Genomic DNA, 12,725 nt, shown 5'->3' on the forward strand with positions numbered 1-12,725 from the left:
GACGAGGATGCGGCAGGGGCTCTCACTCTCCAGGGTATGCGGTTCACCGCGACCCGACGTGCTATGGGGGCAGACTGTCTCCATGCGCGCGCGAAAGATCGCCATTGTCGGCTTCGCCCTGCTCGCCGGAATCACCACGTCCTGCACGGGGGACGCCGCCGAGCCCACCACCGACCCGAGCACGCCGCAAGCTCCGCCGACCGCCAACAGCTCGCAGGCGGGTGTGCCCGCGCTCCGCGTCGAGGAGGTGGCCGGCGGACTCGAACACGGGTGGGACCTCGGCTTCCTGCCCGACGGCCGGATACTCGTCACCGAGCGGCCCGCCCGGTTCAAGCTGATCGACGACGGCGCCGTGAGCGAGGTGCGCGCCGACCTCTCCAGCGTGCACGTCGTGGGCGAGGGCGGACTGATGGGCCTGGTGGTGCACCCGGACTTCGAGCGGTCGCGGCAGTTCACGACGTGCCAGACGCACCAGGAGAACGGGCAGGCCGTGGACGTCCGCCTGGTCACGTGGGCCCTTTCGGAGGACGGCACGAGCGCGAACCGGGTGCGCGACCTGCTCACCGGGCTGCCGGTGAACGACAGTGGCCGGCACTCGGGCTGCCGCCCGACGATCGCTCAGGACGGGGCCCTTCTCGTTGGCACCGGCGACATCGCCGAGGACCCGACGATCCCGCAGGACCGCACCAGCCTCGGCGGCAAGGTGCTGCGCATCGACCTGCGCACGGGCGAAGGCCTGCCGGACAACCCGTTCGCGTCGTCGGCGGACGCGAACGAACGCCGCGTCTACACCTACGGGCACCGCAACGTGCAGGGCGTGGCCGTGCGGCCCGGCACGGGCCAGGTGTTCACCTCCGAGCACGGCCCGACGGGCTTCGACGAGATGAACCGCTCACAGGCCGGTGCGAACTACGGCTGGGACCCCTCGCAGGGCGGCACGGTCGACTTCTACGACGAGGACGTGCCGATGACCGACCTGGAGCGCTTCCCCGACGCGGTCCCTCCACTGTGGACGTCCGGAGAGACGTCGACCGAGGCGCCCTCTGGCGCGGCGTTCCTCTCCGGTGAGCAGTGGGGCGCCCTCGACGGCCGCCTCGCCGTGGTGGCGCTGCGCGGGCAGAAGGTGCTGCTGTTCCAGCTCAACGAGGAAGGCACCGAGGTGACCGAACTGGCCCTGCCGACGGAGCTGAACAACTCCTACGGCAGGCTGCGCGGCGTGCGCACGGGCCCAGACGGCGCGCTGTACATCACCACGTCGGAAGGCTCCGACGACAAGCTGCTGCGCGTAACACCAACCTGACAAGGCCCACCCCACCCCGGCCACCCCGTCCGCAGTGAAGGCCACCTTCACTGCGTTGAACGCAGTGAAGGTGGCCTTCGCTGCGGATGGGCGCGCTCACGAATCGGTCAGGCGCAGTTTCGGTTTGTGTTCCAGGTGCGAGAGGCCGTTCCACGCGAGGTTCACCAGGTGGGCGGCCACCTCGTCGCGCTTGGGCTTGCGCGCGTCGAGCCACCACTGACCCGTGAGCGCCACCATGCCGACCAGCGCCTGCGCGTACAGGGGCGCGAGCTTGCCGTCGTAGCCGCGCGCCGAGAACTCCTTGCCGAGGATGTGCTCGACCTGGCTGGCGATGTCGTTGAGCAGGGTCGAGAACGTGCCCGTGGAGCTGGCCACCGGGGAGTCGCGCACGAGGATGCGGAACCCGTCGTGGGACTCCTCGACGTAGCTGAGCAGCGCCACCGCGGCCTGCTCCAGCATCGCCCTGGGGTGCCCACCGTGCAAAGTGGACACCATGCGGTCGAGCAGCAGCTGGGTCTCGCGGTCGACCACGACGGCGTAGATGCCCTCCTTGCCGCCGAAGTGCTCGTAGACGACGGGCTTGGACACGTTCGCGCGGTGGGCGATCTCCTCGATCGAGGCGCCGTCGAAACCCTTCTCGGCGAAGAGCGCGCGGGCGACGTTGAGCAGCTGCTGCCTGCGTTCGGTGCCGGTCATCCGCACCCTGGGCACCGGGGCGTTCGGCCGCGCCCCGGCAGCCTCACGCCTGGCTCGCCGTCTCCCTGCCACTTGGAAAGAGTAGCTGCGGCGTGCAGCGCCTCCGTTCGGGTGGTGGCGGGAGACGGGCGGGCCTCACGGCAGCATCCGGCGCGGCTACTTCGCCGCGACCGAGAGCTTCTCCAGCCTGGTCGGGGTCGGCCAGCGCACGTTGTACGCCCAGCCGAACTTCTCGAACAGCCAGATGAGGCGCGCCGAGATGTCGATCTGACCCCGCTTGACGCCGTGCCGCGCGGACGTCGGGTCGGCGTGGTGCAGGTTGTGCCACGACTCACCGAACGACAGGATCGCCAGCGGCCAGAAGTTCGCCGACCGGTCACGCGCCGCGAAGGGCCGCTCGCCGATCATGTGGCAGATCGAGTTCACCGACCACGTCACGTGGTGCAGCACGCAGACCCGCACGAGCCCGGCCCAGAAGAACGCCGTGACGCCGCCCCAGAGCGACCACGTCACGAGCCCGCCGATGATGCCCGGCAGCACCAGCGACAGCAGGGTCCACAGCCAGAACAGCTCGTCGACCTTCTTGAGCGCGCTGTCCTTGAGGAGATCCGGCGCGAACCGCTCGGCGTTGCTCTTGTCGCGCTCGAACAGCCAGCCCATGTGGGCGTGCCAGAAGCCCTTGGCGATCGCCAGCGGCGACGTGCCGAACAGCCACGGCGAGTGCGGGTCGCCCTCGCGGTCGGAGAACGCGTGGTGCCTGCGGTGGTCGGCCACCCACGTGATCAGCGGGCCCTGGACGGCCATGCTGCCCGCGATGGCCATCACGACCCGCAGCCACGGCTTCGCCTTGAACGAGCCGTGCGTGAAGTGGCGGTGGAACGACACGGTGATCCCGAGCCCGGAGACCGCGTAGAACACCACGAACAGGGCCACGTCGACCCAGGTCAGCCCCCAGCCCCAGGCGAAGGGCACGGCGGCGATCAGCGCGGCGAGCGGAGCGATGACGCCGAAGTACACCGCGAACTGGACACCTGGGCCGCGTTTGCCGTCGAGAATCGGTTTGGGGCCCTTGGCGGGAGCGGGGGAACCTTCGAGCGTCGCCGTCATGCGCGTCACTTCTTTCCACGAACAGACCTTGGCAAGGGTCACCTTACCTACGTTTCCGTAAGTTACGGTACAGGAGGTTTGACGGCCTTGGGAGAGGCCGAAAGCAGCGTCTTCACCCCTTGCCAGTACCCAATCTCTGACTGGCTATCCTGACCAGGCGCGATCCGCCGTAGTGTAATTGGCAGCACTTCAGATTTTGGTTCTGACAGTCCAGGTTCGAGCCCTGGCGGCGGAGCAACGGAGTTTCGGGTGGCCCGTAGGGGGTGTGTGGCGGCTGCACGGCGAGGAGCTTGACGCGGCTGAGACGCGCCGCCCGGCGTTGGGTGACATGTCCGACGCCTGGCTGCTGGGGCGCGCCCGCGAGCTGATCGCCGCCGTGCAGCGCACCGAGCGCACCGAGCAGCTCAAGGTCATCCAGACCCTCGACGAGCTGCTCGACGAGACCCAGCGCAGGGGCGAGCCAGTCCTGGTCGCGCAGCTGCTGAGGGCCGCCGCGCTCGCCCGGCTCGTCACCCGCGGCATGGTCGACGAGGCCGAGCAGCTGCTCGACGAGATGCTCGCCCACACCAAGCGGCACGGCCTCGCGCTGCTCAGGGCCGACGCACACGCGCTGCGGGGCAGACGGCTCGTGCTGGCCGGCCAGGAGGACGCCGCGCTCACCGAGATCGCCAGAGCGCTGGCCCTGCTCGACGACGCGCCGAGCGCCGACGTGCAGATGGGCAGGCGAGCGTGGGACCGGCTGCTGTCGTCCGCGCTCAACGACTGCTGGATCGTGCTCAACCAGCTCGGCGTGTACGAGGCCGCCGAGGAGGTCATCACGCGCGCCCACCAGGCGATCCGCGACAGCGCGGGCCCGCACGAGATCACGCTGCAGCTGATGAACCGCGTGAAGATGCTGCTCGGCTGGGGCCTGCGGCTCGAACGGGTCGGGCGCTACGACGAGGCCGGGGAGAAGTTCCGCACCGCCGCCTCGATGGCGATCGCCGTGGAGGCCCCGTTCGCGGAGTCGCTGTTCCCCCGCGAGGCCGGCGTGCCCGCGGTGGACCAGGTCGGCGTGCTCGCGGCGTCGCTGGCCTTCGCCGCCCCCAACGCCGCGCACATCGAGCGGCTGCGGCGCCTGCACGGCACGCAGGGCTACCCGCACGAGAACATCCTGGTCACCATCGCGCTGTCCCGCTGCCTGGAGGTCGACGGCCTGCGCGACGAGGCGCTCGACGTGCTGCTGGAGGCACGGCACACGCAGGCCGAGGACAACTCGCAGCCGTCCATGCGCCTCAACCTCGTGCGCGAGCTCGCCCGGATCGGGAACAGCGATCCGGACGACCCCGCCGGCGACGCGGTCGCCTCCGTCGAGCCGGAGAGCAAGCCGACGAGCCCGCTCGCCGACTACGCGGCGACGCTGGAGGCCGAGCTGTGGTCGCTGCGCGAGTCGCAGATCGCCACCCTCAACACCCGTCGCGAGCACGAGCGCCTCTCCGCGGAGCACGGCGCGATCACCCAGCAGGCACTCCAGGACCCGCTCACCGGCCTGCCCAACCGGCGCGCGCTGGACGAGCGGCTGCGCTCGCTGGCCGCCTCCGCGATGGCCCAGCCCCTCGCGGTCGCGCTGGTCGACCTCGACGGCTTCAAGGACGTCAACGACCAACACTCGCACGCCGAGGGCGACGACGTGCTGCGGGTGGTCGCCAGCACGCTGCGTGACGCGCTGCGCGGCGACGACATCGTCGCCCGCTACGGCGGCGACGAGTTCATCGTGCTGCTGCCGGGCGCCCCGCTGTCGGCGGCGACACAGGCGCTGAACCGCTCGGTCAAGGCGGTCGCGTCGCTGCCCCACCACCTCTCGCACGGGGTGACCCTGTCGGTGGGACTCGTCTCCCTGCGCCCGCAGGAGCGCGCCGAGGAGGTGCTCTCGCGCGCCGACGCGGCGATGTACCAGGCGAAACGCCGTGGCGGCAACCAGATCGCCTCGTCGCCGCAGCCCGGCGGCGAGCCCGAGGAACAGCCGGTGGACGACCCCACGTTCGACGCGCGCGAGCACACGTAGGATCGTGGCCCGGTACAGACCTGGCGAAGTGAGGAGTGCCGTGACCGGCCCGCTGAGCACCGTGATCCTGGCCGCGGGTGAGGGAACCCGCATGCGCTCGGACCTCCCGAAGGTGCTGCATCCCATCGCCGGCAGGCCGCTCGTCGAGCACGCGGTGCGGGCGGCGGCCGGACTCGATCCCGAACAACTGGTCGTCGTGGTCGGCCACGGCCGCGAGGCGGTGACCGAGCACCTCGGCACACTGGGCGAGACGCTCGGCAGGACCGTGACCACCGCCGTGCAGGAGAGCCAGAACGGCACGGGACACGCCGTGTCGTGCGCGCTCGACGCACTGCCGTCCGGCCTGTCCGGCACCGTGCTCGTCACCTACGGCGACGTGCCGCTGCTCGACACGGCGACCATGGCCGCGCTGCTGGAGGAGCACGAGCGCAGCGCCAACGCCGTGACGGTGCTGACCTCGGTGGTGGCCGACCCGACCGGCTACGGCCGGATCGTCCGCGACGCCGACGGCGACGTGGCAGCCATCGTCGAGCAGAAGGACGCGACCGACGAGCAGCGCGCGATCCGCGAGATCAACTCCGGTGTCTACGCGTTCGACGCGGCCGTGCTCGCCGACGGCCTCTCGCGCCTTTCCACGGACAACGCGCAGGGTGAGCTCTACCTCACCGACGTGCTCGGCATCGCGCGCGGCGACGGCAAGCACGTCGGCGCGCACGTGGTCGACGACACCTGGCTCACCGAGGGCGTCAACGACCGCGTGCAGCTGTCGGTGCTCGCGGCCGAGCTGAACCGCCGGATCGTGCGCCGCTGGCAGCTCGAGGGCGTGACCGTGACCGACCCGGCGACGACATGGCTCGACGCGGGAGTGAGGCTCGCGCGTGACGTCGTCCTCGCGCCGAACGTGCAGCTGCACGGCGACACGTCCGTCGGTGAAGGCAGCCGGATCGGTCCTGACTCGACACTCACGAACGTGACGGTGGGTGCGGGCGCCAGCGTCGTCCGTACACATGGGAGCGACTCGGAGATCGGCGACGGCGCGTCCGTGGGCCCGTTCGCCTACCTGCGGCCCGGTACGCGTCTCGGTGTAAAAGGCAAGATCGGCACTTTCGTCGAGACGAAGAACGCCGAGATCGGAACGGGCACGAAGGTCCCACACCTGACCTACGTCGGGGATGCGACGATTGGCGAGTACAGCAACATCGGCGCCTCGAGCGTGTTCGTCAACTACGACGGCGTCACGAAGAGCCACACGACGATCGGCTCCCACGTGCGGACCGGATCGGACACCATGTTCGTCGCGCCGGTTACCGTCGGGGACGGCGCGTACAGTGGCGCGGGCACGGTGATCCGCCGCGACGTACCCCCCGGGGCGCTCGCGGTCTCGGGGGCGCCACAACGGAATATCGAAGGCTGGGTGCCCCGGCGCAGGCCGGGTACTGCTGCGGCTCAGGCAGCGGAAAGGGCACTCGCCGCACAGCAGGAAACCGATACCGACGGGGAGTCGCCAGAATGAGTCCGAAGTCCGGCACGCCGAAGAAGAACCTGATGCTCTTCTCCGGTCGTTCACACGTCGAACTCGCGGAAGAGGTGGCCAAGCACCTCAATGTGACGATTACCCCGCAGACGGTGCACACCTTCGCCAACGGCGAGATCTACGTGCGCTTCCAGGAGTCGGTGCGCGGCACGGACGCGTTCGTCATCCAGAGCTACCCGCCACCCATCAACGAGTGGATCATGGAACAGCTCATCATGGTCGACGCGCTCAAGCGCGCGAGCGCCAAGCGCATCACCGTGATCATGCCGTTCTACCCGTACTCGCGGCAGGACAAAAAGCACAAGGGCCGCGAGCCGATCTCCGCGCGTCTCATCGCCGACCTCTTCAAGACCGCGGGCGCCGACCGGATCATGACGGTCGACCTGCACACGGCGCAGATCCAGGGCTTCTTCGACGGCCCGGTGGACCACCTGCTCGCGCAGACGGTGCTCGCCGACCACATTCGCGACACCTACGGCAACGCCGACATCACGGTCGTCTCGCCGGACTCGGGCCGCGTGCGGCTGGCCGAGAAGTGGGCGCAGCAGCTGGGCGACCGGCCGATCGCGTTCATCCACAAGACGCGCGACCCCGACAAGCCGAACCAGGCGGTCGCCAACCGCGTCGTCGGTGAGGTCCGCGGCAGGCTGTGCGTGCTGATCGACGACATGATCGACACCGGCGGCACGATCACGAAGGCCGCCGACGCGCTGCTGGAGGAGGGCGCGGCCGACGTCGTCATCGCCTCGACCCACGGCATCCTCTCCGACCCCGCCGCCGAGCGGCTGGCCAACTGCAAGGCGCGCGAGGTGATCGTCACCAACACGCTGCCGATCCCGGAGGAGAAGCGGTTCGGCAACCTGACCGTGCTCTCCATCGCGCCGCTGCTGGCCCGCGCGATCCAGGAGGTCTTCGAGGACGGCTCCGTCACGAGCCTCTTCGACGGCAGCGCCTGACCCTTTCGCCCAACGGCCCCCAAGGCCACCTTCGGTGCGTTGAGCGCAACAAAGGTGGCCTTGGGGGCCGTTTTGCTGTGCGCGAAAGGGGCTCCCACGGCGGGTAGCGGATCAATAGCGTGCCGGTCATGAGCGCACGAAGGTTCCGCTTCGGCATCAGTTTCCGGTCCGTCGGAGACCGCGACGAATGGGTCGCCAAGTGCCGCAGGGCCGAGGAGCTCGGCTACGACGTCATCGCCGTGCCCGACCACCTCGGCGAGGGCAGGGCCGCTCCACTGCCGGCGCTCGCGGTCGCCGCCGCGGTGACCGAGCGGCCGCGCGTGGTGCCGTTCGTGCTCGACGTGCCGTTCTACAACCCCGCGCTGCTGGCCAGGGAGGTCTCCACGGTCGCGGGCGTCACCGGCGGCAGGCTCGACCTCGGCCTCGGCGCCGGGCACATGAAGTCCGAGTTCGACGACGCCGGCCTGCCGTGGCGCCCTGCGCGCGAGCGCGTCGCCTTCCTCGCGGAGACGGTCGCCGAGCTGCGGCGCAGACTGGGCACCGGCCTGCCGCCGCTGCTCATCGCGGGCAACGGCGACCTGGTGCTCGACCTCGCCGCCCGCGAGGCCGACATCGTGGGCTTCGGCGGCCTGCGTCAGGCCGAGGGCGAGCCGCCGGGAACGCTCACGCTGATCAGCCCCGAGGAGCTGCACGAGCGCACCACGTTCGTCCGTGACCGGGCCGGCACGCGCGCCCACGAGCTGGAGTTCAACCTGCTCGTCCAGTACGTCGCCACCTCCGGCGACCCGAAGGCCGAGATCGAGGCGTGGGCCGCGCCGATCCCGGGCCCGAAACCGGACACCGGCCGACTGCTCAAGGCACCTCAGCTGCTGGCCGGCACCTCCGACGAGATCGCCGCGACCCTGCACGAACGACGCGAGCACTACGGCTTCTCCTACCTCACCGTGTTCGAACCCGCGCTCGAGACCTTCGCGCCCGTGCTGCGTGCACTGGCCGGGGAGTGACGGCCCCGTAAAGAACCGGAATCAGGCTCGATTAGACTGTGCAGGTTGTCTCGGCGAGGCGGGCCCCGGGTGCGCTCGGTGTCTGACGTGATCGACGCGGCGGCTTGAGCGGCCACCCGTGTGCGTACACGTCGTGGAACTCGCCGCCGGACAGCCACCAGCAACGCAGAAGACCCCACCGCAAGGAGTGCATCCCCGTGTCCGAGGTACGTCTGACGGTCGAACCACGCACCGAGTTCGGCAAGGGCGCGGCCCGCCGAACCCGCCGTTCCGGCAAGATCCCTGCGGTCCTCTACGGCCACGGTGTCGACCCCCGCCACCTGGCGCTGCCCGCCATCGAGTTCGCCCGCGTCATCCGCGAGAACGGCCAGAACGCCGTGCTCACGCTGGACGTCGCCGGTGCGGCCGACAAGGCCGAGAAGGCCACCGAGCTGGCGCTGACCAAGACGGTCACGATCCACCCGCTCAAGAACTACATCGAGCACGTCGACCTGCTGATCGTGCACCGCGGCGAGAAGATCACCGTGGACGTCCCGATCGCGCTGACCGGCGACCCGGCCCCCGGCACGCTGGTGAACCAGGATGTGGACACCATCCAGATCGAGGTCGAGGCGCTGCACATCCCCGAGCAGTTCGAGGTCTCGATCGAGAACGTCGAGGCCGGCACCCAGATCCTCGCCTCGCAGGTCACCCTGCCGAAGGGCGCCGAGCTGGTGACCGATCCCGACGCGCTCGTCGTCGCCGTCAACGAGGCGCCGTCCGAGGCCGCGATGGAGGCCGAGGTCGACACCGAGGGCGCCGGCGTGGTCGAGGACCAGCCGGAGACGACCGAGGGCCAGAACGGCGAGTAAGGCCACTTCCGTGGAGCAAGATCTGCCGGGGGCCGGCGAGCAGGTGCTGCTCGCCGGCCTCGGCAATCCCGGGCCCCGCTACGCCGGCAACCGGCACAACGTGGGCTTTCTGGTGCTGGACGAGCTTGCCGCCCGCGTCGGCGGCAAGTTCAAGGCGCACAAGGGCGGGGCCGAGGTTCTCGAAGGGCACCTCGCCGGGCGCAGGGTGGTGCTGGCCAAGCCCCGTTCGTTCATGAACCTCTCCGGCGGGCCCGTGGCGGGCACCGCCCGCTTCTACAAGATCCCGCCGAGCGGGGTCGTCGTGATCCACGACGAGCTGGACATCCCCTACGGGGCGCTGCGGCTCAAGCTCGGCGGCGGCGACAACGGCCACAACGGGCTCCGTTCCATCACGAAGTCGCTCGGCACCAAGGACTACTACCGGGTCCGGTTCGGCGTCGGCCGCCCGCCCGGCCGGATGGATCCCGCCGACTTCGTGCTCAAGGACTTCTCGACGGTCGAGCGGCGCGAGCTCGCACTCAACCTCGACCGCTGCGCCGACGCCGTCGAGGAGCTCGTCGGCAAGGGCCTCACGGCGGCGCAGAACACCTTCCACGCGGGCTGACGCGGATTCTCACTACCGGTGACTTCATCGTCACTCGATGGCGTTGTCGCGCGCACCTGGTCGAGTCGACAAACCTCCCTGAGTCTTCCCGCTGAGTTCGCCGGGGGCTAGGACGGAATGCGGGATGTGTCCCGACCCGAGCCGAACCCAGGAGAGGCCCCACATGTCGTTCACGGCAGACGACGTCCGCGACGTCGAGTTCCGCAACGCCCCCATCGGTCGCCGTGGCTACGCGAAGAACGAGGTGGACGAGTTCGTCCAGCGGATCGTGAAGACGCTCGCAGACGAGGACGACCTGACCGCCGCCGAAGTGCACCACGTCCAGTTCGGGCGCCCGCTCATCGGCAAGCGCGGTTACGACGAGCGCGAGGTGGACGAGTTCCTGGACGAGGTCGAGGAGACCCTCCTCGCCCGGACCGGCGTCCGGCCGGGCTCGCACCACGTGCCTGCCGCGCGGACGACGTCCCCCGCCATCGAGCCGGTGCGGGATCGCTAGATGACGGTGACGTCCGACGACGTGCGCGACATCCGGTTCCCGGAGGCGCCGTTCGGGACTCGCGGCTACAACGAGGTGCAGGTCGACGCGTTCCTCGATCGCATCGCGGCGACCCTCGACGGCGAGGACGACGTGAGCGCGGCGGAGGTCCACGACGTCGCGTTTCGCCTCACCCCGCTGGCCAAGCGGGGTGGCTACGACCAGACGGCGGTGGACACGTTCCTGCGTGCCGTCGAGACCACGCTCGCCGCGCGGTCGGGAGCGGCGGCCCCGAGCGGCCCCTACGTCGCCCCGGCCCTGGAACACACCCACGTCCGCAAGCCCCTCTGGCGTCGCGGCCGCAGGTAACCCGTCCCAACTGCAGTGAAGGCCACCATGCCTGCGTTGAACGCAGGCATGGTGGCCTTCACTGCGGACGGGGTGTCTAGGCGCGGGCAGCGATCTGGTCGCGGAACTGGATGGCCGTGGCGGCGCGCTTTACCTTGCCGGACGGCGTCTTGGGCAGGCTGCCCGCGGGCAGCACCACCACGGCGTAGGGCCGGGCGTCCACGGCGTCGCGCACGCGCGCGGCGACCTCCTTGGCGAGCCGGTGCTCCTCGGCCTCATCGCCGGCCAGTTTGGACTCCAGCACGACGGCGAAGCGCTCCCGCCTGGTGCCCGCGTCGATCCGCACGGCCACCGCGTTGCCCGCTCGCACGCCCTCCACCGAGCCCGCGGCGCGTTCGACGTCGGTCGGGTAGATGTTGCGGCCACCGAGGATGATCACGTCCTTGCTGCGCCCGCAGATGACGATCTGTCCACCTTCGACCAGGTAGCCGAGGTCGCCGGTGGCGAACCAGCCCTCGGCGTCCTGCGTCGCCGCGGGACCGTTCACGGTCAGGTAGCCGGGCGACACGGCCTCGCCGCGCAGCCGGATCTCGCCGACCTCGCGCTCGCCCAGCACCTTGCCGTGCTCGTCGACGATCTGGGCCGTCAGCCCGTCGAGTGGCGGGCCGAGCACCGCGAAGGCGCGGACGTCGTCGGTGCCCCGGCGCGGGTCGCCCTCCGGCACCGGCACGGCGCGGTTCTCGGACTCCAGCGCGTGCGCCTCGATGACGTCCACGGTCAGGCCGGTGAACAACCGTGCGAACGACACTGCCAGGGTCGCCTCCGCCAGGCCGTAGGCGGGGAACACACATTCGGCCGACATCTTGAACCGAGCGCCCGCGTCGGTGAAGGTCGTCACCGCGGACGGGTCGATCGGCTCGGCGCCGTTCAGCGCGATCCGCAGATGCGAGAGATCGTAGGCGTTGTCGTCGTCGACCCTCGCGAGCCTGCGGCCGACGATCGCGTAGGCGAAGTTCGGCGCGGCCGTGACGGTGCCCTTGTAGCGGCTGATCAGCTCGGGCCACAGCAGCGGCCCGGAAAGGAACTCCACCGGCGTGACCTTGACGAGTTCGACGCCGAACGTCATGGGCAGCGTCAGGAAGCCCACCATGCCCATGTCGTGGAAGGTGGGCAGCCACGACACCATTACGTCGGTGTCGAAGTCCAGCTCGGCGCGGTCGACCATCGCCCGGATGTTGGAGTAGAGGTTGCCGTGCGTGATCCGCACCGCCTTGGGCTCGGCGGTGGAGCCGCTGGTGAGCTGCAGGAGTGCGAGCGAGTCCTCGCCGATGGGCACGGCCTCGGCGATCGGTTCGTCGGTGAGCAGGTCCTCGATCTTGCGGTAGTCGATGCCGTGCTCGGTGAGCACGGGCGCGAGCTGGTCGAACGGCTCCCCCAGCAGCACCAGGCGCGAGCCGATCATCTCGAGCACCTGGATGGTGTCGGCGGCCCACTGCGCGAGATCGGTGCGCGGCGTCGGCTGGTGCAGCATCGTGACGCTGCCGCCCGCGAGCCACGTGCCCTGCACGGTCGGCGCGATCAGCTCGGGCGCGGCGGCCAGCACCGCGACGGCGCTGCCCGGCTCCAGTCCCGCCCGGACCAGCCCACCCCCGACCCGGCGGGCCCGCTCGTGCACCTCGTACCACGTCCTGCGGACAGGCTCCTTGGGTTCCCCCGTCACCATGCCCCGCTGCCGGCCAACCGCGTTCGCGGTGGCGACCATCGTCTCCACGAACCGACTCATGGGGAGAACTCTAGAGGCCGCGT

Annotated in this window: 11 protein-coding genes, 1 tRNA gene and 1 pseudogene; 10 read left to right on the forward strand and 3 right to left on the reverse strand. The window is 70.3% G+C overall.

What is annotated here, in order from left to right; genetic code table 11:
* Positions 1–82: 82 nt before the first annotated feature.
* Positions 83–1,222: pseudogene (locus DI005_RS36295) on the forward strand (sorbosone dehydrogenase family protein); the annotation flags it as partial.
* A gap of 174 nt (positions 1,223–1,396) precedes the next feature.
* Here DI005_RS36295 and DI005_RS36300 read toward each other — a convergent pair.
* Positions 1,397–1,996 (reverse strand): TetR/AcrR family transcriptional regulator, encoded by a 600-nt coding sequence (locus DI005_RS36300; protein WP_112270722.1) that lies wholly within the window; start codon positions 1,994–1,996, stop codon positions 1,397–1,399.
* A 156-nt stretch (positions 1,997–2,152) separates the two neighbouring features.
* On the reverse strand, positions 2,153–3,103 hold the full coding sequence (locus tag DI005_RS36305; RefSeq protein WP_113645027.1) for an acyl-CoA desaturase: 951 nt from the start codon (positions 3,101–3,103) through the stop codon (positions 2,153–2,155).
* Between the two features lie 163 nt (positions 3,104–3,266).
* Here DI005_RS36305 and DI005_RS36310 point away from each other — a divergent pair.
* The 9 genes from DI005_RS36310 (at position 3,267) to DI005_RS36350 (ending at position 10,940) form a co-directional block, all read left to right on the forward strand.
* Positions 3,267–3,338 (forward strand) — tRNA-Gln (locus DI005_RS36310).
* A gap of 93 nt (positions 3,339–3,431) precedes the next feature.
* On the forward strand, positions 3,432–5,147 hold the full coding sequence (locus DI005_RS36315; protein WP_113645071.1) for a diguanylate cyclase: 1,716 nt from the start codon (positions 3,432–3,434) through the stop codon (positions 5,145–5,147).
* Between the two features lie 40 nt (positions 5,148–5,187).
* On the forward strand, positions 5,188–6,660 hold the full coding sequence (glmU, locus tag DI005_RS36320; protein ID WP_112270720.1) for a bifunctional UDP-N-acetylglucosamine diphosphorylase/glucosamine-1-phosphate N-acetyltransferase GlmU: 1,473 nt from the start codon (positions 5,188–5,190) through the stop codon (positions 6,658–6,660).
* The gene (locus DI005_RS36325) at positions 6,657–7,637 is read left to right on the forward strand and encodes a ribose-phosphate diphosphokinase (RefSeq protein WP_112270718.1); all 981 of its coding nucleotides are present in this window, start codon (positions 6,657–6,659) and stop codon (positions 7,635–7,637) included. The genes glmU and DI005_RS36325 overlap by 4 nt, the downstream gene beginning before the upstream one ends.
* Before the next feature lie 128 nt (positions 7,638–7,765).
* Positions 7,766–8,641 (forward strand): TIGR03621 family F420-dependent LLM class oxidoreductase, encoded by an 876-nt coding sequence (locus tag DI005_RS36330; protein ID WP_113645028.1) that lies wholly within the window; start codon positions 7,766–7,768, stop codon positions 8,639–8,641.
* Positions 8,642–8,838: 197 nt separating this feature from the next.
* Complete coding sequence (locus tag DI005_RS36335) at positions 8,839–9,492, forward strand: 50S ribosomal protein L25/general stress protein Ctc (RefSeq protein ID WP_113645029.1); 654 nt, start codon at positions 8,839–8,841, stop codon at positions 9,490–9,492.
* Between the two features lie 10 nt (positions 9,493–9,502).
* Positions 9,503–10,096, forward strand: a complete 594-nt coding sequence (gene pth / locus DI005_RS36340) for an aminoacyl-tRNA hydrolase (RefSeq protein WP_113645030.1) — start codon at positions 9,503–9,505, stop codon at positions 10,094–10,096.
* Between the two features lie 163 nt (positions 10,097–10,259).
* Positions 10,260–10,592: a DivIVA domain-containing protein gene (locus tag DI005_RS36345; RefSeq protein ID WP_112276547.1), complete on the forward strand. Its 333-nt coding sequence runs from the start codon at positions 10,260–10,262 to the stop codon at positions 10,590–10,592.
* Entirely contained in the window at positions 10,593–10,940 is a 348-nt protein-coding gene (locus DI005_RS36350) for a DivIVA domain-containing protein (RefSeq protein ID WP_112276545.1), read from the forward strand.
* Positions 10,941–11,016: 76 nt separating this feature from the next.
* Here DI005_RS36350 and DI005_RS36355 read toward each other — a convergent pair whose 3' ends face one another.
* Positions 11,017–12,702, reverse strand: coding sequence for a fatty acyl-AMP ligase (locus DI005_RS36355; RefSeq protein ID WP_113645031.1), 1,686 nt, complete (start codon positions 12,700–12,702; stop codon positions 11,017–11,019).
* Between the last annotated feature and the right edge of the window lie 23 nt (positions 12,703–12,725).

It is taken from the genome of Prauserella sp. PE36, assembly GCF_003311655.1.
GTDB lineage: Bacteria > Actinomycetota > Actinomycetes > Mycobacteriales > Pseudonocardiaceae > Prauserella_A > Prauserella_A endophytica.

What these genes read in the sequence shown, in the direction of transcription:
- DI005_RS36300 (WP_112270722.1), bottom strand. Translation starts at nt 1,996, where the DNA reads ATGACCGGCACCGAACGCAGGCAGCAGCTGCTCAACGTCGCCCGCGCG.
- DI005_RS36305 (WP_113645027.1), bottom strand. Translation starts at nt 3,103, where the DNA reads ATGACGGCGACGCTCGAAGGTTCCCCCGCTCCCGCCAAGGGCCCCAAA.
- DI005_RS36315 (WP_113645071.1), top strand. Translation starts at nt 3,432, where the DNA reads ATGTCCGACGCCTGGCTGCTGGGGCGCGCCCGCGAGCTGATCGCCGCC.
- DI005_RS36325 (WP_112270718.1), top strand. Translation starts at nt 6,657, where the DNA reads ATGAGTCCGAAGTCCGGCACGCCGAAGAAGAACCTGATGCTCTTCTCC.
- DI005_RS36330 (WP_113645028.1), top strand. Translation starts at nt 7,766, where the DNA reads ATGAGCGCACGAAGGTTCCGCTTCGGCATCAGTTTCCGGTCCGTCGGA.
- DI005_RS36345 (WP_112276547.1), top strand. Translation starts at nt 10,260, where the DNA reads ATGTCGTTCACGGCAGACGACGTCCGCGACGTCGAGTTCCGCAACGCC.
- DI005_RS36350 (WP_112276545.1), top strand. Translation starts at nt 10,593, where the DNA reads ATGACGGTGACGTCCGACGACGTGCGCGACATCCGGTTCCCGGAGGCG.
- DI005_RS36355 (WP_113645031.1), bottom strand. Translation starts at nt 12,702, where the DNA reads ATGAGTCGGTTCGTGGAGACGATGGTCGCCACCGCGAACGCGGTTGGC.